The sequence below is a fragment of the Shewanella saliphila genome (assembly GCF_014648295.1).
GTDB lineage: Bacteria > Pseudomonadota > Gammaproteobacteria > Enterobacterales > Shewanellaceae > Shewanella > Shewanella saliphila.
Window position 1 is genome coordinate 19932 of the sequence record NZ_BMQV01000042.1, and the last position, 21908, is coordinate 41839.

A 21908-nucleotide genomic window follows, 5' to 3' on the forward strand; every position below is an offset into this window, starting at 1 on the left:
TAGATAGGCAGTAACATGGCTAAAACGGCAGCGGCACTTCACATTTTAGTAAAACACCAAACTCAAGCTGAAGATATTATCAAACAGCTGAATAAAGGCACTAAATTTGATGTGTTAGCCAAAAAGTATTCGAGTTGCCCGTCGGCCAAAAGTGGCGGTAATTTAGGTGAGTTTAAGAAGGGCCAAATGGTGCCACAGTTCGATAAAGTCTGTTTTAACGGTGAGCTAATTACCCCGCATTTAGTTAAAACAAAATTTGGCTGGCACGTAGTAAAAGTGCTTTATCGAACATAGGTTAATATTTAAGCCCTTTAGATGACAGTGAACGGCGATACATGCCCACTGTCATTGGCATTGATTAACAGTCTTTATTGACGCAGTTTGATGTACAGCTCGCCATCACGAATTTGAATATCATCGACACCATCGGCAAAGGTGTTCCAAAAGCCTCTATCGCCAAACTCACTCACCAAATTGACGTTTTTCATATTACCTAGCCACGCATTAGGAATGGGTACGCCCATTAAACTCACGCCCACTAATGCCACCACAGGGCGACGATTAGCATCTAAACGGATATCTAGCCCTGTATTGACCCGTAAAATTTCACCCGCCATAACCGGAAAGTCATTCGGTATCGGGATAAGCATGGTCGCACTGGCCAGGTTATTAGAGAAATCAATGGCCACCCGCTTGGCAAAATCGGGGTTGCGGCCAATCATGGCATTCACTTCTTTTTCACTAAAGGTCACTTGACGGTCTGCGTCGTATTCACGATAAGCTTGAGGGGTGAGCTCGCCATTGTCGTTAAACGAATTAGCATTAACCGAGCTGTCATTGACTGAATTGCGATTATTAGGCGCATTGCTGGTATGAGTTGCATTTCTTGGCGCGCTCGAGTCAACCTGCCAACCAAGCTGGGTTAGCTTTTGATCCAGCTTTTGCTCCTCTTTGGCATTTAAGGTCACCGGTGTCATTGGCGAAGGGAAAATATAAGTACGAATAACAAAAAATGTCAGGCCTGCAGTCACTAACATGGTTGCCAAAATGATCAGCAATAATTTAACCCCAGAGGCACCCGTTTGTTGTTTGTACGGCACTGTTAAATTGGTAAATGAAGCTCGCATAGCCTGCTCTATAATGATTTATTTTGTTCATGGTAATGCGCGCTAAGGCTAAACAGCAAATAAAAACCTTGCGCCTACACGATTACTGACACTCATTCTAGTTAACATTTACCTAAAACTTGAGTTACAAATGAGCCAAATTGTAATAAAGTTATAAGTCGAAAGTACGTAAATCAACCAAATGGGTTTGAGATAAATAAAGGATTATTTTAATGCAGTTACTCTCTCGCAGTACCTTTACACCATTAATGATTGGCACCAGCCTTTTACTCGCAGCTTGTGGCGGCGGAGGTTCCTCTGGTGGCGATGATGTCGATACTGGCTCAACAGCACCTCAATGGGTTGAAGGGCAATTTGTTAGCTACTCGAGCTTGGCAAATCAATGCACAGCCTCTCTGACTCAAAAATTATGGTTACGCTCGTGGAGCAACGATACCTACCTTTGGTATGACGAAATCATTGATCGCGACCCTGCACCATACAGTGTTGCGGAATATTTTGACCTACTCAAAACAGAAGAATTATCAGACACAGGTAGTTTAAAAGATAACTTCCACTTTTCGATGTCGACTGAAGAATGGGACTTACTCAATGGCTCTGGCGCTTCAGTGGGTTATGGTATGACATTAAGCTTACGTCAAGCGTCGACTGGCGTAAGTAGGCAAGTCACTGTTGCCTATAATGAACCCGATACACCCGCCAGTGATGCCGGTGTCAGCCGAGGGGCAATCATTGTCTCGGTAGATGGTGTAGATGTGGCAACCGCCAATGACAGCGACAGCATTGATACCCTTAATGCCGGTTTATTTCCAAGTGACAGCGGTAAGCAAACTGAGTTTGTAGTGCGTGATTTAAATGCCGATACCGATCGCAGTGTCACCTTAACTGCAGGTACAGTAGTATCATCCCCAGTGCAAAATACCAAAACCATTACCACCGACAGTGGCAAGGTAGGGTATTTACTGTTTAACTCGCATATCGCCACCGCTGAAAAAGGCTTGTATGATGCCATGACAACGTTGAGTAATGCACAAGTTGATGATTTAGTGATAGATATTCGCTATAACGGCGGCGGGTTATTAGCTATTGCCAGCCAATTAGCCTACATGGTGGCAGGCGACACTGCGACCAATAACCGTGTATTTGAGCGCACAAGCTTTAACGACAAATACCCAACTACCGACCCAGTAACAGGGCAAACATTAACACCAATGCCGTTTTACTCTGAATCTCTTGGGTTTAACACCTCATTATTGCAAAGCGGTGTTTCGTTACCAGCATTAAACCTTAACCGAGTATTTGTATTAACGACACCTGGCACCTGTTCGGCGAGTGAGGCATTAATGAATGCATTGCGCGGTATTGATATTGAAGTGATTCAATTAGGCGACACCACTTGCGGTAAACCTTACGGTTTTTACCCTACAGACAATTGCGACACAACCTACTTTACCATTCAATTTAAAGGGGTAAATGACAAAGGCTTCGGTGAGTATTCAGATGGGTTTGTCCCATCAACGAACCCAACTGTCGACAGTGAAGTGCCAGGTTGTATGCTAGACGATGACCTGACTCATGCTTTAGGTGATAGCGATGAAACACTGTTAAGTGCGGCGCTGTATTACCGTGACAACAACAGCTGTCCGGCAACCGCTACGGCGATAGCCCGTGCACCCGCCAAAAACACCTTTATTGACCCAGGCTTTATGTTACAAGACACCCGCAATCAAAATGTGCTGATTAATAACCGCATTTTAACGCCGCAGGCTATGGAGCAATAATGCGTAAACCACTCATAGGGCTCATTGGCTTGGTGATCATAACGGGTTGTGTGGCGACAGCTAGCGAGGAACCTTCTTTGCCTCAAGCTGCAACATTAACTAACCCAAGTGCACAAACTCACGCCGAGTTACAGCAAGCAATAGCAATCTTGTTAGGCGCCAGTAGCGTAGTGATTAGCGACAATGCCTTTACGCAATACAGCCAGGAAGTGATTGAGCGCGCACCGCACAAAGATGCCAACGGGTTATTGATAATGGGCCGCAGTACTGACATACCTGACGCGGTTCAATTATTAAAACAAGGTGATAGTTGCCTATTGGAACATGTGCAAAGCGGTAAAACGACAACGTTATCGCAAGTACGTTGTAAGCTTGAAGACGCGCAATAGCAGCACATTGAGTGTTTGATATAAGCTAATACACAATAAGGCCAGAACATATTAACCATATGCTCTGGCCTTTTTATTACACATTAATTCACTAAACTATTCACTCACGACAGCGTAATACTTTTCCATCGTTCATTCGCCACCGCACACTGCAATGAAACCACTTCGCCGGATTATATAACCAAACGAATAATACCAGGTGTATCCCGCATTAGAGAGCTTGCCCTCAACAGGCTAAAACGTGATAAAATCTCGCCCTACTCACTTTTAACCAAACAAGGTCATGCAATGAATCCGATTATTGCCATCTTAAAAGAACACCAGGTCACTGACGCTCAAATTACCGAGCTTTTCCAGGCATTAACTGAAAATCCATTTGCTGCAATGGCAACCATTGGCCAATTAGGTATTCCACCAGAAAAACTGCAACAGTTGATGGCCCTTGTGATGCAAAACCCAGCATTAATCAAAGAAGCCGTGGTTGAGCTGGGCTTAGATTTCTCGAAAGTTGAAGCAGCAAAAGCGCAATTGCAGCAGTAGTTTCAATGTTCGATGCTCAATAGAGAAAAAACGGCCAGAATCTAAAATTCTGGCCGTTTTTAACACCTAATAATACCCCTCACTCGCCTTCAAAAGCAGTTAGCCAAGTTTTGAGTAATTGGTTTAATGCTGGCACCTCGCTGTCGGATAAACTGGCAACCAGTTTGTGCTGCACGAGTACATGTTGTTCTATCATCGCATCAATCACGGTAAGGCCTTTGCTGGTTAGCCCTACAGATACGCTACGGCGATCTTCAGTGCTATGAGTGCGCACAATTAACTGTTTAGCTTCAAGCTTATCTAGGCGATGGGTCATGGCGCCCGAGGTGAGCATCATTGACGACAGTAATATCGAAGGCGTTAAGATATATGGCTCACCATTTCGTCTTAACGTGGCTAATACGTCAAACTCGCCCATGGTTAAGCCAAATTGCTTATGACATGCCGATATTTCGGCCTCTAGGTGTTTGTGTAAACGCAAAAAGCGCCCCAGCAATGCCATAGGCACGGTATCTAAATGGGGCTTTTCTGTCGCCCATTGCGCAACCACTTTATCGACATCTTCCATGCTCAATCTCACTATCTACAACCAAGTATCTTAACGTTAAGATACTTGATAAAAAGCGACTTTACAAAAACAAGCTATCAGTCCACACTGCCATTTATCTTTACGTGAAGATAAATTAACACCAAGGCTATTGATGAACATTTTACTTGCCATGATCCCCGCCTTTTTTTGGGGGACGACATACGCTGTAACCCAATATACATTGGCAGACTGGCCACCACTATTACTCAGTGCATTACGCGCATTGCCGGCGGGATTAATATTATTGGCAATAAAACCCAGTCGCCCAGCGTCTGCAGACTGGCCAATTTTATTTAAGCTTGGTGCGATTAATATTGCGGTATTTTTCTGTTTAATTTTTGTGATGGCATTGACCCTTCCTTCGGCAATATCTGGAGTGGGTATGATATCAGTGCCCGTTTTTGCAATGCTATTTCATTGGGTTGTGAGTAAAAAGCGCCCCAATGCCTTACAAGCCTGTTGTGGTGCCGTGTTAGTTATACTGGCGTGGATGTTGTTTGACCCTAATTCAATAACCCTAAACCCAGTAGGACTCATTGCCATGCTCGCAGCCATAAGCTGCATTATTGTTGGCAGCACCATTACCAAAGCGCTTGGCTCACGGATTCATTGGTGGACCATTTTAACCTGGCAACTGATTATTGGCGGCGTGATACTGACTCTAGTCTCTGGCATGCAAGCACTTTTGACACCAGAACCCTATATCAATGTGATGAATGAGTTTAGTTGGGGCAATGCTGTCGGTATTATTTGGATTCTTTTACTCAACACCGTGTTGGGTTACAGCATGTATGTGTGGTTATTACAGCGGATGTCGGTGGTTGATTTTACCTTTGGTGGTATCGCGAACCCCATCGCTGGTATCGCCTGTGGCGCAATATTACTAAACGAGAGTTACACAACGCATCAATACACATTGATGGTGGGAATGATATTGGCCTCTATCGCACCGACATTACTCAATGTAGTACGAATAAAGTTACGTAATTCGGCATTAATAAAATAATAATGCACGTTGAAATAAAAGGATAAGTGAAGGCTTATCCTTTTATTGGCGCGTATTCGACTTAAATTAACGGCACTTTATAAGGCATTGCGCCTAAATAGTCTTTTTTACCAACATCAACGCCATTATGACGCAATATTGCATAAGCCGTTGTGATGTGAAAATAGAGATTCGGGATCGCATGTTCGATGGCAAATTCATACCCAGTGAGGTACTTACTCCCCCAACGCGGTTGCGACACGTGTACCTTTTCAGCATGGCCAAAGTCTGCCTCACTAAACCCTTCAAGATAGGTCAGCACAGATGTAATACGTTGGCGAAGTTCTTCTAGTGTGGTTTCACTATCATCATGCTTTGGCACTGAGTCCATGTGCCCAGTTAAACGCGCCACCCCGATTTTTGCCGTGTCACAAGCAATTTGAACCTGGCGAATAAGATTAAATTGATCGGGTGCTAAGCGAGAGTTCAACAACACTGCCATATCCACTCTTTTAAGCGCGGCAAACGCTTCTGCTTTATCAAGGATATGGTTTAAATTATTTAGCATCTTGCTGAATTGCACGACAGTCAGATCGTATAGCATGACAAATCCCTCCATTGGAGTTGCAAGCTGTAACGCGTTAGCAATACCACATTAGGTTGCAACCAAATCAAATACATTTTTAGCCTGTATTAACCACAATAATCCCAGTCATCATCCAACACAATAACCGATTCAAATAACTCATCAATACAGTTATTATATTACTGATAGAACAACACAATTAGGAACGGTACCGCCATGGAAAGAGGCACGTTAGTTCGTTGGAACGATGAAAAAGGCTTTGGGTTTATTAAACCTGAAACGGGTAATAATCAAGATGTGTTTATTCATATCTCAGCGTTAAAGCACATGGCCAGAAAGCCCAAGGTTGGCGATGAGATTGTATTTCATCGTGAAAACCAACCCGATGGCAAAGTCAAAGCCATAAAAGCCAGTATTGAAGGCGTTGCCGTTATTGCTAACCGTCAACACTCATCAAACAATAACACCGCACGAAACACACATAGACCCAGCGAAAGATATCATAATCATCGCACCAGCAGCCCAATACTCGGCCGTTTACTCATGTTGATAATTTTGCTTGGGGTTGGGATTTTCGGCTATAAGCAATATGAGCAAATGACGGCTGTCCCGGTGTTGACCAATGCAGATATTGACCAAATGCAATGGCAATCTACAGCGCCAAATCCAAGCGCTAAAAACCTGCAACCACAGTTTAGATGTGAAACAGGCAAAACACATTGCAGCCAAATGCGCTCATGTGCCGAAGCGACGTTTTATATCAATAACTGCCCTGGCACAAAAATGGATGGTGATCACGATGGCGTGCCATGTGAAATGCAGTTCTGTAATTAGCGCTTAACCTAACTTCTTTGTTTGCTTACGATACTGGCTTGGGGTCATATTTTTACAGCGCTTAAAGCTGTGGCTAAAATTGGCCCCATTACTGTAACCAAGCCTTTCAGCGATTTCATCCAGGTGCATTGGCGTTAAGAGTAAAGCCTCAGCAATACCGACGCGCACATCGTCTCGCACCTGACGCCAACTGGTTTGTTCCTGCTTAAGTTGCCGATGTAAAGTGCGAGTAGTACGGGCTAAATGGGCGGCAATGTCTTCCATTGATGCCGTTAAACCTAAATGTACTAAGGTGTCTTTTACCAATTTGGCGACGGGTTTCCAGTTTTGTTTTTGCTGTAATAATTGGCTGCATTGCGCTTCGCACAGTCTGGCTGTGGCTTCATTGGCTTTGGTTAATGGTAAATCGAGCAGAGGCGCTAAATGAGCAAAGCCATTGTAATCAGCATTAAATCGAATATTAACCCCAAGCTTTTGTTCAATATCCGCTATTGATAAGTTCGCGGGCGGAGCGGAGGTAAACTGCATAGTAATGGGTAAATCGTTTTGTTCAAATACCTCGCGCTGGATCATCGCCGCGCCAACCATGTCTCTTACCAACACCAGTTCGCCCAACTCGCCCGGCACGTCACATAAAAACGTCAGCGCAATATCATCATTAAGTTGGTTTAAGGTGATTTGCGAAAACACATAGGTTAAATCTAAATAGCGCAAACCCAGTTCAATCGCTTTTCTGGCAGTGCTGCTGGCTAAAAGAGCGTAACCCATGATGCCATAACTGGTTAAATGGTAACGACTGCCTAATGTCATCCCAACAGAAAAGGGAGAGGATGTGTGCTGTGCTAGGTTATTTAATATCTGTAATTCTTGTGTATCTTGAATCAGTTGTTCGTGATCGTTTAAGTGCGCCCCCGTAAGCCCAGAGCCCTCAAGTAACAGGCCCTCTTCAATTCCCTGCTCAATGCCGTAGGCCACAATAATTTGCACACTGGTAATGCTGCGAAATGTCATTAGTTACGATCACGATGTCTTAAAATCACAAATATACGTCCATTTTAAGCGTAGATCAATTAAGTGCAATTTCCTATGCTGAATCAGCAGAAACAATTTATTAACAATGTTTGCATGCTTATGCAGAATAATAAGACTCACAATAATGATAATAATTGAGGCCCTATGACTCAAACAAAACGCAACCCTTCAGTGGTGATTATTGGCGCTGGTATGACAGGCATCTTAATGACCATTAAACTGCGCCAGGCAGGTATTACGGATATTGTTGTCCTAGAGAAAAAAGAGTCTGTTGGCGGTACCTGGCGAGAAAATACCTACCCAGGCGCAGCCTGCGATGTACCCGCGCACATGTATACCTACTCGTTTGAACCTAACCCAAACTGGAGCCGTTTTTTTGCCCGCGGACCAGAGATAAAACAATACTTTGAGCACGTGGTCGATAAGTACGACGTCGCGCGTGACATACGCTTTAACGAAGCGGTAACCGATGCCCAATATACCGATGGGAAATGGACCATCAAAACAAGCAAAGGGCAAACCTACATTGCCGATTTTATGGTGTGTGCCACTGGCATTTTACATCATCCTCAATTTCCCAATATTGCTGGGCTAGACGATTTTAAAGGCGCTAAGTTTCATACCGCACAATGGGATCATGGCGTCGAGATATCAGCCAATACACGTGTAGGAATAATCGGTACGGGCTCTACCGCGGCGCAAGCGATACCTGAACTCATTAATACTGGCGCGACCGTGTCGGTATTTCAGCGGACGCCACAATGGTTAATGCATTTGCCTGATTTTACGTTTTCACACACCATGCGAAAACTCATGACCCGTTATCCCATTATCACCAAAATCCACCGCAATACCGGTAAATTCTTTTTAGAGCATTTTTTTACCAAAGCCGTAACCGGCCAGTTTATCCAAAAGCATCTGTTGAGTTTTTTGTGTAAAGCAAACTTACGATTAAGTATTAAAGACAAAGTATTACGAGAAAAACTTCGGCCTAATTATCAAGTCGGCTGTAAGCGTGTCATTATCAACAGCACATTTTATAAAGGCATTCAAAAAACCAACGCACATCTGATCACCGAAGGCATTGAGCGCATTACCGAAACCGGCATTATCACCAAAGATGGCAAACACCACGAACTGGACGTGTTAGTGCTATCGACCGGATTTAATGCATTTAATTTTATGCGGCCAATGAATCTCATTGGCCGCAATAATGTACATATCGATAAAGCCTGGGCGCATAAAATCAAAGCCTACCGCTCAATGCTACTTAGCGACTATCCAAACTTCTTTTTAATGCTTGGCCCCAATACTCCCATTGGTAACTTTTCGGTTATCGCCATGAGCGAAGTGCAAACAGATTATGTGATCAAATTAATTGATAAATGGCGTGCGCGTGAATTTGATGAGTTTGAAGCCAAACCACAAGCCATTGATGACTTTACGGCTTATGTCAAAGAGGGTTTAAAAGGCACCAGCTGGGTGGGTGGCTGCCAAAGTTGGTATTTAGACGCCGATGGCGACCCTATTTTATGGCCATACACCTGGCAGCGGTGGGTTGATGAAATGAAAGAGCCGCAAATGGAACATATCAATACCATCACGTTTTAATTAACTTGCGTAAGGCTAACGAGTGTATGAATACAAATACAATATTGATTACCGGCGCAGCGTCTGGAATTGGCTTAGCCGCGGCTAAACACTTTCACTCTTTAGGTTATGTGGTTGGTATGGCTGACATTAATTTAGACTTATTAAGCCAGGTCACTCAACAATGGGATAACACTCGATTGAGGTTATTTCAACTTGATGTCTGTGATGTAGCACAAGTACAACAGGTTGTGATGACATTTTGCGCTGAGCACAACAACAGCTTAACCGTACTACTCAATAACGCCGGCATCCTAGAGATTGGCCCGTTTGAAACCGTCTCGATTGAGCAACATCAACGCACCCTTAATATTAATGTTAACGGGGTGATGAACTTATGCCATGCGGCCTGGCCCTATTTAAAAAACCATGGCAACAGCACTGTGATTAATATGTCATCGGCCAGTAGTGATTACGGCGTACCAGAACTGGCAAGTTATTCCGCCAGTAAGTTTGCAGTAAAAGCCCTGACCGAAGCACTCGAACTGGAGTGGAACAAGTACGGTATTAGCGTATGCGACGTTATGCCGCCCTTTGTGGCAACTAATATGCTTAAATCACAACAAAACAGCGCCAAAGTGTTGCATCGCCTTGGGGTGAATATCACCGCTCAAGATGTGGTCGCAGTTATCGACAAACAAGTTAGGCAACCCAAAACTCACCGAACGGTAAGCCTGTTTTATGGGATATTACACAGATTAAGTAACGTATCACCGGCGTTTATTAATCGTTTAGTGATGAAATGGTTAAGCCGATAACCCCTGTTAAGCAGATACAATACACATTAAAAAGGCCATAAAAATGGACAATAATAAGCCTCAACCGTCATCTGACAACACAATATTTCACACAGCTAAACTCGAATCGTCGCAGTTAAGCGCCGCTAAAATGTTGTCATTACTGCCTTTATATAAATTACCTGTTGCCTTGTTTAGGGTTATCTATGCCGCAATGGATAAGCTGGTTGGGTTGAATAAAATTGCCATGGACAAGGTGACAGATTTAACGATTCCAATCAGCACAGATCGTGGCGCCACAAATACCATTAACCTGCGGATCTACCACCCCAGCTGCAACATTCCTAAAAAGACTTTAGTGTATTTTCATGGTGGCGGTTGCGTGATTGGCAGTATTAACACTCATGACCGTTTTTGCCGCTTTTTGGCTAAGCACGGCAACATGAATATTATCTCCGTGGGGTACCGTTTAGCCCCTGAGCATAAATTCCCTAGTGCCATTTGTGATGCTATCGAAGCCTGGAACTACATTAACGACAACCATCAACAGCTTAATATCAATCCAGAGCATATCGGTGTTGGCGGCGACAGCGCTGGCGCCTATTTAGCCTGCATTATTGGCTTGCCGTCATTACACACAACGCTGCCAGTACAAGTCAAAGCAAAGCCTAACTTTCAGTTTTTAATTTACCCCATGGTCGATTTACAAGGGCTCAGCGAGTCTTACCGTTGCTTCAATAAGCAGTTATTGCTAACACGCGATTTAATGGATTTTTTTAGAGACCACTATGTCAATTCACTCGACGAAGTCACCCTGCCCTTAGTCAGCCCACTTCAGGCCGCCGATATAAGTCAATCGCCTAGCACTTACTTATTAACGCTTGGGTTTGATCCTTTAAGGGATGACGGTATTGCCTATGCGAATCGATTAAAAGATGCCGGCGTTAACATCCACCACGAGCACTATGACGATTGCATGCACGGGTTTATCTCCATCACCACACTCAGCAAACGTGCCAAACAGGCTTGTCATGATATTGCTGCAGCATTGAAGCGCTTTAATGATTGAAATTAAATAGTTTCAGCGCTTATCCCTGCATTCAGGTTAGCGAGTAAACCAACTTATGCTAAAATACGCGCTCAGCTTTATGAATGTGCAACTCATTTGTTTGACTGAACCAATACCCCAAACAGTCGTATCAAATGAGGAAACAACATGAGTAAGCTAAATGCCGAAGAACGCAAAGCGCGTGACAACCAACGTTTTTCACAACGTGTCGATGAACGCAGAGTAAAAGGCGAAGATGTGGTCGGCTATGCATTGGCCAACGAGAAAGCGTTTAAATTTTTGACCAAAACAGAAAAACACAGCTTTAAAGAACGACAAGCCACACTCGCAGAAGAAGCAAAATTAAAAAAGCAGCAACAATTTGAGCTTAAAACACAGCAAGAACTAGAAAAGGCTGAAGCCGAATTTACTGATACTGAGCAGTAAATAACGTGTTAACACCAGCCATTAGTCACCATAATGGCTGGCTTAATTTCACAATTGGTATCATTAATTCTGCCAAGATATAGACTATTGAACGGTATTAAATATGATTTGGTGATAGATCAATTTCGTCTAACACACTATTGACCAATAGCTTAAAAACACTAAATGCTTCATTCCATGATATCACTATATTTCCGTAAACCATCGGTGTGACATATTGATTAAAACGCTGTTCAAACTTTGGGTTGCTCTCTAATAATGTTAAACCGTATTGCAATTCAGCAATTGGATTCACCACGAACTGAGGATGCTGAGCACCAAAACGATTAATATCCTGCCTTATGATGTGCCCAACAAGATTGATGACATCTTTCAGATTTACATGGTCTGCACTTTGAATATAAAAAGTGTCATAGATATGTCTGATCAAAGCCGGATCTTCAGTTCTACTAGGATCTCTTTCAAAACTTGCTGTACGTCTAAGCATCGAAATAATTTTTTCTGACTGGGTGCTTAATATGCTGGCAAAAGCCATTGAATCCACTTCAGGCCTTTCCTTATATGCTTCAGCCGTTAGAGAAGTTATTGCACGCGTGTCCGTAGTATCGTAAAGCTCCGTTTCAATAAGCTCTAATCTAATAAAAGGTCTCAAACATGGAGATATTGCGTGAGCTTGAGGATAGCGCAGGTTAATCTCTTGATATCGGTATTCATCAAGTCGAATGGTATCGCCTTCTACAGAGAAAATATGATTATCTTTTATCGCATCAAGTATTGATAAGTAAATTGCTTTTCTTGCTTTTTGCCGAGCGGCTCTTGAACTTAACATTTGAAATGTATCGAGTGGAATCAGTTTAATATCAACATCTTCAGACATTCTGTGTGTTTTGATACCAGATTTGGCTAAAGCCGTTCCCCCTGAAAAAACCATTGCATGTGTATCAAATGAAAGTCCACTGAGTAACTTTAACAATGCAACGACATAGTAATCCTTCTCAACAATCGCAGGATTACCCATCTCTAAGGCATCAGAAACCTCAATAAAAGTATTCTGATTAATCTGCATTCAAAACTCGATTACTAACAACAATCTTACGCTTAAACCGGTTGCTAGTAATTATTTGAAATGATGCAGGAACTTGTAAACTCTCGCCATCAATACTTCGTTGAGAGAATTCATCAAATTTATAATCAATACCTAATTTCTTAACGGCCTCTAAAATCACACCATCAGCGCCACCAGGTGATGCAGGCATAATTTTTCCAGTGATACTATTCATTCGGGCTTTAGTGTAAAGCCCATAGCCGATACGCAGTAACGAACCACTTTTAACTAGTTTTCTTAACTCACGGCCAACCTGATCATACCCGGCGATATCGGTAAAGTCAGAGCGATCAAAAACATATTTTTTTGAACGGTTAACTCTTGTTTTTACTTTAGTTGCAATAGTCATAGTCACTCCTCCTCAGCTTGCTTTTTAATATAGCAAACATACGACATTACAACAATGCAAACATACGACACATAAGTATGCAAAAACACGACAAACTTCTGTGGTTAACCAGGTTAATAATTAAGGAAGCCTCGTTTTATCTACAGCAAAATAAGAGTTAAATATCCCTTTTTGTACACACAAACAAGGCATTACCTGAGGCTGAATCCCACGGGATGATCCTGTCGTAATCGTGTTCAAATATTTGCACGTCAAAATATGGGCTTAACAATACTTGCAGCTCAGTAAAGCTTGTGGCGACCATGGCATGAGAGTCTTGCCACAGTTGTGTGGCGTCAAACTGGGTTTTGGCAATGCTCAAATTAAGTGTCTGCATCTCACCTGCACCGCTGTAATGCCAACCCGACTCAAAAGTAAATCGGCTGTCTTCAAAATCGGCATTGTGGCGCACTAAGGCATTATTATTAATCTTGTGCTTATCGACAGAATTAAAACAAAATAAACCGCCAGAATTTAACGCCTTATGCACACTGGCAATACAGGCTTTAAGCGCCTCGGTACCTTGTGAATAATGGATGGAATACAAAAAGCAGGTAATTAAATCCAGCTTCTCTTCAACATAAAACTCAGTCATGTTTTGCAAACTAAACTGGGCTTCAGGGCAACGACGCATAGCAATGTCGAGCATAGGCTGATTAATATCAAGCCCGCTGCTTTGAAAGCCTAAGTCGATAAAATGCCTAACATGCGGCCCAGTGCCACAAGCCAAATCTAAATGTTGCTTACCCTGATTGCCCAAAATCTGATGCAAACGAGCCACGCTATTGCTTTGCTGTTGGTAGTTAATATCACAGCACATTAAATCGTAATAACCGGACAAGTCGGTATAAAGGGCATTGGTAGACATAAAATGAAATTGAAGACAGACTGAATTTAGGGTGGCGCATGATATATCAATTAGCCTGATTGAGAAATCATTAATATCAGCCAAAGCATCAACAATATTTACCCGACAAAAAAGGCTTAACAATGCTTTGATATCAAATTGAATGGTGCAGATCGCAAGCCCTTAATTATACGCAAATAGCGACACTCACCCTCAGCTTAGCAATGCACTCACGCCCAGAGAGTGCTACCCACCCCAAATCATATTTGTAATACAATAACACTGTAGTATTCTAGGTAGTCATTCATCTTGTTTTTAGGGGCCATTCAATGAGACACATCCTCTTGAGTTTGTTATTCGCCAGTATGGTTTCGAGCAGCGTCGTTGCTTCAGTAGAGCTTGATACCGCTAAACGGTTTAACCTTGACCCAAATAAAGCCCCGTCACAAAATTTTGACTTATCTAATTGGAAACTCACCTTACCGGAGCTTGCTAGCAAACAATCAGCCAAGGCGTTAGAAATCACCAAGCAACAACTCAGCGACCTCCAACAGCTTTTTGTGCATCCGCAATGGTTTTATAGCGATAAAAACACCGGCGCATTAGTGTTTGTTGCGCCTAATGAAGCGCCAACCACGCCAAATAGTAAAAATACCCGTAGTGAACTTCGCGCCATGTTGGCCGATAAATATGATGAGCCTAAAAACAATTTTGTCGTGGCATCACACCCTAATGCCAACGAATACGGCGCGATTGGCGGGCAACTAAAAGCAACGCTATCAGTCGATAAAGTCAGCAGCAGTGGTAATGACAAAAAGAATGGTGCATTCGCAGTGGTCATTGGTCAAATTCATGGCTCAGATAATGAACCGCTTAAAATTGTTTACCGTAAATTGCCAGAGCACGAATATGGCTCTTTATCTTGGAGTTACGAGTTAAACCCTGAGCCAAAACGACAAGATGCTGTCGACAGTAATGGCAAAAAACTTCGCCAAGATATTCGTCATAATGTGTTTGGCAAATACAACCTGCGCCAGGGTGCTAGCGATCCAAAAGATGGCATTAAAATAGGCGAAATATTCGCGTATGAAGTAAATGTTGAAGGCGATACTATGAAGCTGACATTTACCAAAAAACCAGGCAGCGACAAACCCATCGTAAAGACCTTCGAGGTTAACCTCGCCCAGGGGAATTACCAGGGCAATAAAGTCGACCTAGGCTATAAAAATGATTGGATGTATTACAAAGCGGGCGTTTATAACCAATGTAATACCAATAAGAGCAGTTCAGATTGCCAATGGCGCGGCATGGAAGCAGGCGACTACGCACAAGCGAGCTTTTATCAACTTGAGTTAAAGCAGTAATTAACAAGTTGATGCTACTGAGTGATTTTTTGATACGACTTTTGAAGCCGAAGTACACTTTTTGAACTCAAAGTAGCAAATAGGTTTTAAAGTCTAGCATCACATACTATTTAACCATTCAGATAACAAATAAGCTCCGATACTATGGGGATTGGAGCGTTTAAAAAAGTGCTGAAACAATGCAAAAACCACTATTTAATTAGATAAAGGGTTTACTCTTTCAGCCCTTCTGGTTAAGTTATATACATGATTTTAATTAAGGAAAAATGGACTCTCCTTGATTGAATTGTGCATACCTTCAATATGGCACATCGCCAATTGGATAAAGTGAGTCTATATTAATTATTATAAGAATATGAACATAAAGTACTCAATCGCTCTACTGTTGCTAGTTTCCGCTTGCACCTCTAATACTTCCAACCATAAAGAATTAGGCACTTGCTCTAATTTAAATGGTGCCGAAAATGACTGTTCCAAGACACTGAATAAGCTATCAGCGGCTAATCAAGATGGCGCTATTTTGATCGGTTTTGATTTACGTAAAATGAATAACAAAGATAAGCTCACTAAATACCTGGACCGTATTATATCAATTAATTTGAAAAATATAGAAAGTGGGAGAAGTTATGTTATTAATTTTAGTGGTAAAAATTTTGGATTGAAATCTGTAGAGCCTGGAGTTTATTGTTTAGATAAAGTAACAACTTATACGAATTTTTCTATTAGCCTTTGTGATATGAATGCCACTATTCCAGTCAATGCTGGAGAGATTAAAAATGCAGGTTATTGGCTTGCTGGAATCAATTATGATACGAATGAAGTCAAATTAAAGGTATTTGATAGAAACACAAAACATATAAATTTGTATGAAAATGCTACCCCATATTATGCTGACTTTGCTGAAAAATTATTAATAAGTCCATATTCTACAACTTTAGATTCAATTGAAGGTTATTGGTACACAGCAGAAGAAACCATAAAAACTTATTTATTTGATGAGAATGGAAGTTATTACAAAAGTAATGACCTGTATAATCAAGGTAATTTAACCTTAGGTGGAAATTGGTCTTGGGTAGATGGAGTTGGTAACGCTCGGTTAAAAAATAAGTATGGCTCTTTTAAAATGGTGGCGAAAAAAGATCAGCTAGTTGCCGTTTTTGAGAACATAAATGGACTTGGGACTCGCTGGGTCGCTTATAGGAACCCAGTTAGATTATGGGATCTGAAAAATAATGGTGAGTCAGCGGTTGTTCAGTATGATCGCAGTACTTTAGACAAAGTCGCAACACAAACAAATAAAAGTATCTATATCGAAATAGAGTACAACTCATCAGAGTCGACACATATGCCTAGAATTGGCAAAGTAGTCTTTATGAGACCTCATGAGCAGCACGTCGTAAAATCAAATATAACTTTAGAACAAGAAAGTGAAATATTGAAGACGTTCTACAAATGGCGCTTTACAACAGAAGCCAAAAATCAAAAACTAACAATATGTATGATAACAGATGGATACCCAGCAGAGTGTTCGTCGCCTGATAACCAATCTATTATTTTTCAGTTAGGAAAAAAATACCCAATACATGGAATGGGATTCAAATAAATTCCCTAAACAAGAGAACAAAATGCTTTACCACGCTGTTTAACTCTCTTAAACGAGTGGTAAAGCTATAAAGTTATCGCCAGTGTAGGCTATTACGTCAACTCAGCATTGGTATAATCACCCAAAAACACCTACCGTACCAAACGCATCAGTTCATTAACATCTAACACTGCAGGCTTTCTTTTAATGAGTTCACCTTTAGAGTTAAACAGAAAGACTTCAGTCGATCCGGCATTATGCTTCGCAATAAACGCCTCGCCCTCTGGCGTTGCCGTTCTAGCAAGTAAAAAGAACACGTTATCGCCAAGATGATCACGGGCTTCATTCATTTGCTCGGTTTGGGTGATACTCGACACAAGGTTAGGATCGTAAACAAACACAATAGCAGGTTTACCCGTACCTATTTGCTCGAGATCTGATGTAAATCCCTTAGGCATTTGCGTAACGAGTAGGCTAAACAGCAACACGATTAACGCAATGATACCAATTGCAATCCAGGGCATTTTTCGCTTGGTGTTTGAATTCGCTTTATCCATAATGATAGATCCCTCTTTTAACTAATAAATATAAAAGCCATAGTCTAAGCGGCCAACCTGAGCACTAGATTAAAATAGACTAAACAAACATACCTCTGCAGGTTATCTTTTAGTCTGCCCTAAAAATTCTTTTATCCAGAGCTCAGGTTAAATAATTTCAACTACTAACCCAAGGTTGTATTCAATATTGTACAGCCGGTAATTGGTTTATTGACTACCACTAAATCTCAGATGACGTATCATCAAGCTTGCCATAATATGTCAGCACAGTTACAGTTCATTATCTTATTGTTTTGCAATAAATGGCTCAATTGATTTTTAGCGTATTTATTTGAAGGGTTACTATTTTTATGGAACAAATATTTGAAAAATTGATGTATGCATCCCGCTGGATCATGGCGCCGATTTATTTGGGATTAAGCTTAGTCTTACTCGCCTTAGGCATAAAGTTCTTTCAAGAGATCTTTCACATCATCCCCATTATTTTCACAATGGCAGAAGTGGATCTCGTGCTCGTTACCCTGTCACTCATCGACATCACCTTAGTCGGTGGTCTGCTGATTATGGTGATGTTTTCAGGTTATGAAAACTTCGTGTCACAGCTTGATGTCGGCGAAAACAGCGAAAAACTCAGCTGGCTAGGCAAGATGGACTCGGGCTCGCTAAAAAATAAAGTGGCCGCATCGATTGTCGCCATTTCATCAATTCATTTACTCAAAGTCTTTATGAATGCCGAAAACATCGAGAACGACAAAATAATGTGGTACCTACTCATCCACATCACCTTTGTGTTATCGGCCTTCGCTATGGGATATCTGGATAAAATTACTCGTAAGTAACCTGAGATCGGGATATTAAACGCCTTTCAAACAGCCCTTTGCCCTGCTAACTGCGTTGAATCGACTTGCAATAGGCTAGCTATTGACGCGTCAATTCGCCTTGTTAGCAGAACAAATGACAAGCTTGAAAGTGAGAAAGGGTAACATGTTAATTTTAAATAGCATAAGTTCATCCCTTATCCCGAACTCAGGTTAAGTAACCAGTCATACCCAAATAAAAAACCCTGATACATCGCTGCATCAGGGCTTGTACAATAGATAGTAGTTTTGCAGACAAACTTAGAGCAAAAGAGTATTTGTAGATATATTGGCTTTATCTCTACAACTCAACAGTTTTAACTTCGGTTGCCATATCAAGATAGCGTTGGCACCTTACCATGAGTTGCTGCCGATAATCAGCCACAAAGGTATGTTCATCTTTATCCAGCGCAGGAAGCATCACAATCACATCATCTATAACTTGCTCTATTTTGGTTGCCATCTTTGTTAAATTACTGACTAATAATGCTCGTGGAAAATTCAGTTCTTCTGCGAACGAAGCCAGTTGATAAGCATATATACGATTAGGGTCGAACTCATCATCAATAGCCATTGCCATCTCTTGCTCGAAATCCTTATACATTGCCACATTGACTAAGTCATACCACGGAGTCGGCACCATACCTGTGGGAGTCATAAAAAATGAGTAATTTTTACCGTGAGCATCTGCATTACCGCTAAGTAAATTAAATAAAGCCCACTGCAGCATATCTTGTTTAGCGGCAGCCGGATTAGTGCACTGACTAGCAAGGCTAAACAAGCGTACAAAACTAACCCCTTCTCGAATATTTCTCACATCACGACCTGTACCAAAGTTGCGTTCATATTTTTTGCTAACACTAAAACCCAGCGCTTGGCAGCTATCAATCATGTGCCGTCTCAATACTTTTTGATGCTCTGGGATATAACGACGGTCAAAGCGTTCAACACAAAGTGATTTATGCTGACCAAAATTGATAATTTCAACATGGGCAACGTTGTTATTGATAGCTTTAGCCAAGCGCATTGTCACAAATTCGTTAATCACTAAATGACGGTATTGTGCAAACTTCAAAATATGTGTGGATGCAAGAGTGCCATCTCCAAAGCCAAAGATCTTACCGTTATAAAACAGGTTTAATTTAGACTGCACCCCAGCGACTGACAGCCTTGGTTTTCCATCCCACACTTCCATTGGCCATAACTGCGGATCTTCAATTCGCTTGACCACTTCATCAGCACTGACTTCCCTGAATGTCGTTGAGGGTAGTAATGCCCCCTTAGGCAGAAAAGAGATAGCTCCAGCGGTATCAAGGCCTATACCACGTATAAGCGCAAATGTGTTGCCGCGAGATACCCCTAGCGATTCAATTAAATATTCTAAGCCTTTATTTTCAGGTAATAGGTTGACTAAAAACATCGCAATTTGATGACTGTTAGCGGTTCCCTCTAAAGGGATCATTGGCGAAATGGGGAAACCACCTTGTTGCCAACTATGAGAGTATTGGACCGTGAATGTCTCAGTCGCTGGATCAAATGACAGCTCACCAATTATCTGATCGCCCAGATGCATATCCAAAGTAAGTTTTTCAGCGGTACTCATCATTAGTACCACCCACTCGAATCAGCATCACTGGGCTGCGCCGCCAAAATGTTAATACCCAATCCATTAAGAATTTTGAAAACAGTTGAGAGATAAACATCTTCGCCTTTCTCAACACGGATTAACGTCTTTTTAGTCACGCCACACAGCATAGCCGCCACATCTTGAGTCAGTGCCGCGTTGTTTCTGGTTTCTTTAATGAGTAAGCCTAAAGATTGTTGATTAAGTGCAGATACCATAACGTTAGTCCAAAGTGTACATTGCTACACTTTAGCCCTGAATGCCTGATATTTCAACAGTGAAGTGTAACAACCTACACCTTATAGTGGTTTACTCTTTTGCTTTAGGTAAAAGTGTAACATAATACACTTTTATAATATCTAAGCTGTTAAATGAGTCAAAAGTGTAAGTTGTTACACCATTTAATTGATTTTCTTGATGTGAATATCAAAATAAAAATGGGGCAGAATGTTAAATTCTGCCCCATCTATTTTAGCTGTTATTCAGCATAACAAAGTCGTTGATGGTTAACACACTACCCTTTAGTAAAAGGTACTGGTCGCGGTGTATTGTTATTTGATGGTGGCAGCGCTGGCAATACAATTTGCGGTTGATCACCCGTTAACGTTTTCAAAAACTCAACCATTTGGCTTATCTCTTCTTGATTCATTTTTTGACCTAGCTGTATGTCTGCCATGGTATTTACGGCTTCTTCTAAGCCCCATACGCTACCATCATGAAAGTAGGGATAAGTCAGTTCGATATTACGTAATGTTGGTACTTTAAATACAAATTTATCCGCTTCTTTACCAGTAACGCCTTTACGACCTTCTGCGGGATTATTGGTATGGAATGGCTTCACTAACCCCATTTTCATATACATAGTACCGCCCACGGCAGGACCATTATGACAACTGACACAGCCTTTATTTTTAAATAATTGATAACCAGCCAATGCGTCGGCGCTAATCGCTTTTTGATCACCTTCCAAGTACTTATCAAATGGACTATTTGGCGTCACTAAGGTTTTTTCAAACACGGCTATCGCATCAGTAATTCTATCGATATTAATCTCGTTAGAACCATAAACCCCATTAAAGCGAGCAATATAGGCAGGCATTGATCGAATAGTATCGACAGCAAGTTCGTGGGTATACCCCATCTCTTTAGGATTATTAATTGGGCCACCAGCCTGCTCTTTTAAGTCTGCAGCTCTGCCATCCCAAAATTGCGCAAGCATGTAATCGGCGTTTAATACCGTAGGCGAGTTAATTGGCCCTTCTTGCCAGTTATGCCCAACGGATGTCGGTAATGCATCAACGCCACCTAGCGATAAGTTATGGCAAGAGTTACACGAAATATAACCCGACATTGATAGTCTAGGTTCAAAAAATAACATTTTACCCAATTCAACTTTTTCGGGATTAGTTATGACAGCAGGTTTGATCACCTCTATCGGTTCACTGGCATATGAGGTTGAAATTGAAAACATGGATGCAATCATTAACGCAATTGAGGTTAACTTCGTCATAGCTAATAGCCTTATAAAATGAGTGGTTGAATTTCCGCCATCATATATGTGCTTTTTTGCTAAGTAATAATAATTAAAACCGATTGGGTCTATCTTATAACTAGATGCAATAAATGAGATTTAAGTCACTGTTTATTCTGAAAAATAAGCAATCATAGATTAATGTGATCTCGGTTCACTTTTAGGTTTGATTTTGCATTTTTAAGTTGATATAGATCACGGTTAAATCTTGCTGCAAACAGCGAAAAACCTGCTTTTTAGGCCACATGGGACCGACTCCCATAAAAACGATCGTATCAATGTTTCGATACTAGCGACTCATCACTCAA

The 21908-nt window shown here is 41.6% G+C and carries 24 protein-coding genes; 13 read left to right on the plus strand and 11 right to left on the minus strand.

Annotated features, from left to right (window positions below; genetic code table 11):
- Nucleotides 1–15 precede the first annotated feature (15 nt).
- On the plus strand, nucleotides 16–294 hold the full coding sequence (locus IEY48_RS16400; RefSeq protein ID WP_188922266.1) for a peptidylprolyl isomerase: 279 nt from the start codon (nucleotides 16–18) through the stop codon (nucleotides 292–294).
- A gap of 74 nt (nucleotides 295–368) precedes the next feature.
- Here IEY48_RS16400 and IEY48_RS16405 read toward each other — a convergent pair whose 3' ends face one another.
- On the minus strand, nucleotides 369–1127 hold the full coding sequence (locus IEY48_RS16405; RefSeq protein ID WP_188922267.1) for an arginine N-succinyltransferase: 759 nt from the start codon (nucleotides 1125–1127) through the stop codon (nucleotides 369–371).
- A 212-nt stretch (nucleotides 1128–1339) separates the two neighbouring features.
- Here IEY48_RS16405 and IEY48_RS16410 point away from each other — a divergent pair, with 212 nt between their 5' ends.
- The 3 genes from IEY48_RS16410 (at nucleotide 1340) to IEY48_RS16420 (ending at nucleotide 3837) form a co-directional block, all read left to right on the plus strand.
- On the plus strand, nucleotides 1340–2908 hold the full coding sequence (locus IEY48_RS16410; RefSeq protein ID WP_188922268.1) for a S41 family peptidase: 1569 nt from the start codon (nucleotides 1340–1342) through the stop codon (nucleotides 2906–2908).
- Nucleotides 2908–3297, plus strand: coding sequence for a hypothetical protein (locus tag IEY48_RS16415; protein WP_188922269.1), 390 nt, complete (start codon nucleotides 2908–2910; stop codon nucleotides 3295–3297). Before IEY48_RS16410 ends, IEY48_RS16415 begins: the two co-directional genes overlap by 1 nt.
- 288 nt (nucleotides 3298–3585) lie before the next feature.
- Nucleotides 3586–3837 (plus strand): DUF2999 family protein, encoded by a 252-nt coding sequence (locus IEY48_RS16420; RefSeq protein WP_188922271.1) that lies wholly within the window; start codon nucleotides 3586–3588, stop codon nucleotides 3835–3837.
- A gap of 79 nt (nucleotides 3838–3916) precedes the next feature.
- Here IEY48_RS16420 and IEY48_RS16425 read toward each other — a convergent pair whose 3' ends face one another.
- The gene (locus tag IEY48_RS16425; protein WP_188922273.1) at nucleotides 3917–4405 is read right to left on the minus strand and encodes a MarR family winged helix-turn-helix transcriptional regulator; all 489 of its coding nucleotides are present in this window, start codon (nucleotides 4403–4405) and stop codon (nucleotides 3917–3919) included.
- 133 nt (nucleotides 4406–4538) lie between these two features.
- Here IEY48_RS16425 and IEY48_RS16430 point away from each other — a divergent pair, with 133 nt between their 5' ends.
- Nucleotides 4539–5432: a DMT family transporter gene (locus tag IEY48_RS16430; RefSeq protein ID WP_188922275.1), complete on the plus strand. Its 894-nt coding sequence runs from the start codon at nucleotides 4539–4541 to the stop codon at nucleotides 5430–5432.
- Between the two features lie 61 nt (nucleotides 5433–5493).
- Here IEY48_RS16430 and IEY48_RS16435 read toward each other — a convergent pair whose 3' ends face one another.
- Nucleotides 5494–6015: a DUF1993 domain-containing protein gene (locus tag IEY48_RS16435; RefSeq protein WP_188922277.1), complete on the minus strand. Its 522-nt coding sequence runs from the start codon at nucleotides 6013–6015 to the stop codon at nucleotides 5494–5496.
- Nucleotides 6016–6213: 198 nt separating this feature from the next.
- Here IEY48_RS16435 and IEY48_RS16440 point away from each other — a divergent pair, with 198 nt between their 5' ends.
- The gene (locus IEY48_RS16440) at nucleotides 6214–6831 is read left to right on the plus strand and encodes an excalibur calcium-binding domain-containing protein (RefSeq protein ID WP_188922279.1); all 618 of its coding nucleotides are present in this window, start codon (nucleotides 6214–6216) and stop codon (nucleotides 6829–6831) included.
- Nucleotides 6832–6834: 3 nt separating this feature from the next.
- Here the strand turns inward: IEY48_RS16440 and IEY48_RS16445 are convergent, their stop codons facing one another.
- Nucleotides 6835–7842 carry an AraC family transcriptional regulator gene (locus IEY48_RS16445; RefSeq protein ID WP_188922281.1) on the minus strand — a complete coding sequence of 336 codons (1008 nt, stop codon included), beginning with the start codon at nucleotides 7840–7842 and terminating at the stop codon, nucleotides 6835–6837.
- 165 nt (nucleotides 7843–8007) lie between these two features.
- Between IEY48_RS16445 and IEY48_RS16450 the strand changes: the two genes are divergently transcribed.
- The 4 genes from IEY48_RS16450 (at nucleotide 8008) to IEY48_RS16465 (ending at nucleotide 11745) form a co-directional block, all read left to right on the plus strand.
- A complete protein-coding gene (locus tag IEY48_RS16450) occupies nucleotides 8008–9474 on the plus strand; it encodes a flavin-containing monooxygenase (RefSeq protein WP_188922283.1) in 1467 nt (488 codons plus the stop codon).
- 26 nt (nucleotides 9475–9500) lie between these two features.
- Nucleotides 9501–10271, plus strand: a complete 771-nt coding sequence (locus IEY48_RS16455) for an SDR family oxidoreductase (protein ID WP_188922285.1) — start codon at nucleotides 9501–9503, stop codon at nucleotides 10269–10271.
- Between the two features lie 43 nt (nucleotides 10272–10314).
- A complete protein-coding gene (locus IEY48_RS16460) occupies nucleotides 10315–11319 on the plus strand; it encodes an alpha/beta hydrolase (protein WP_188922287.1) in 1005 nt (334 codons plus the stop codon).
- A gap of 147 nt (nucleotides 11320–11466) precedes the next feature.
- Entirely contained in the window at nucleotides 11467–11745 is a 279-nt protein-coding gene (locus IEY48_RS16465; RefSeq protein WP_160056314.1) for a DNA polymerase III subunit epsilon, read from the plus strand.
- Between the two features lie 97 nt (nucleotides 11746–11842).
- On the opposite strand, the gene IEY48_RS16470 is transcribed toward IEY48_RS16465, so the two are convergent.
- The 3 genes from IEY48_RS16470 to IEY48_RS16480 form a co-directional block, all read right to left on the minus strand.
- On the minus strand, nucleotides 11843–12811 hold the full coding sequence (locus IEY48_RS16470) for a nucleotidyl transferase AbiEii/AbiGii toxin family protein (protein ID WP_188922289.1): 969 nt from the start codon (nucleotides 12809–12811) through the stop codon (nucleotides 11843–11845).
- Nucleotides 12801–13199, minus strand: coding sequence for an S-adenosylhomocysteine hydrolase (locus tag IEY48_RS16475; protein ID WP_160056310.1), 399 nt, complete (start codon nucleotides 13197–13199; stop codon nucleotides 12801–12803). The genes IEY48_RS16470 and IEY48_RS16475 overlap by 11 nt, the downstream gene beginning before the upstream one ends.
- 157 nt (nucleotides 13200–13356) lie before the next feature.
- A complete protein-coding gene (locus IEY48_RS16480) occupies nucleotides 13357–14106 on the minus strand; it encodes a class I SAM-dependent DNA methyltransferase (RefSeq protein ID WP_188922291.1) in 750 nt (249 codons plus the stop codon).
- Between the two features lie 308 nt (nucleotides 14107–14414).
- On the opposite strand from IEY48_RS16480, the gene IEY48_RS16485 reads away from it, so the two are divergent.
- Both IEY48_RS16485 and IEY48_RS16490 read left to right on the plus strand, forming a co-directional pair.
- Nucleotides 14415–15449: a polysaccharide lyase family 7 protein gene (locus IEY48_RS16485; protein ID WP_188922293.1), complete on the plus strand. Its 1035-nt coding sequence runs from the start codon at nucleotides 14415–14417 to the stop codon at nucleotides 15447–15449.
- 355 nt (nucleotides 15450–15804) lie between these two features.
- Entirely contained in the window at nucleotides 15805–17052 is a 1248-nt protein-coding gene (locus IEY48_RS16490; RefSeq protein WP_188922295.1) for a hypothetical protein, read from the plus strand.
- A 131-nt stretch (nucleotides 17053–17183) separates the two neighbouring features.
- Here IEY48_RS16490 and IEY48_RS16495 read toward each other — a convergent pair whose 3' ends face one another.
- On the minus strand, nucleotides 17184–17588 hold the full coding sequence (locus IEY48_RS16495) for a hypothetical protein (protein WP_188922297.1): 405 nt from the start codon (nucleotides 17586–17588) through the stop codon (nucleotides 17184–17186).
- A 350-nt stretch (nucleotides 17589–17938) separates the two neighbouring features.
- Between IEY48_RS16495 and IEY48_RS16500 the strand changes: the two genes are divergently transcribed.
- Nucleotides 17939–18427: a TIGR00645 family protein gene (locus tag IEY48_RS16500; protein ID WP_160053655.1), complete on the plus strand. Its 489-nt coding sequence runs from the start codon at nucleotides 17939–17941 to the stop codon at nucleotides 18425–18427.
- Nucleotides 18428–18746: 319 nt separating this feature from the next.
- On the opposite strand, the gene IEY48_RS16505 is transcribed toward IEY48_RS16500, so the two are convergent.
- The 3 genes from IEY48_RS16505 to IEY48_RS16515 form a co-directional block, all read right to left on the minus strand.
- Nucleotides 18747–20048 carry a HipA domain-containing protein gene (locus IEY48_RS16505; protein WP_188922305.1) on the minus strand — a complete coding sequence of 434 codons (1302 nt, stop codon included), beginning with the start codon at nucleotides 20046–20048 and terminating at the stop codon, nucleotides 18747–18749.
- A 2-nt stretch (nucleotides 20049–20050) separates the two neighbouring features.
- Complete coding sequence (locus IEY48_RS16510; RefSeq protein WP_188922299.1) at nucleotides 20051–20287, minus strand: helix-turn-helix domain-containing protein; 237 nt, start codon at nucleotides 20285–20287, stop codon at nucleotides 20051–20053.
- Nucleotides 20288–20583: 296 nt separating this feature from the next.
- Nucleotides 20584–21579: a cytochrome-c peroxidase gene (locus tag IEY48_RS16515; RefSeq protein ID WP_188922301.1), complete on the minus strand. Its 996-nt coding sequence runs from the start codon at nucleotides 21577–21579 to the stop codon at nucleotides 20584–20586.
- Between the last annotated feature and the right edge of the window lie 329 nt (nucleotides 21580–21908).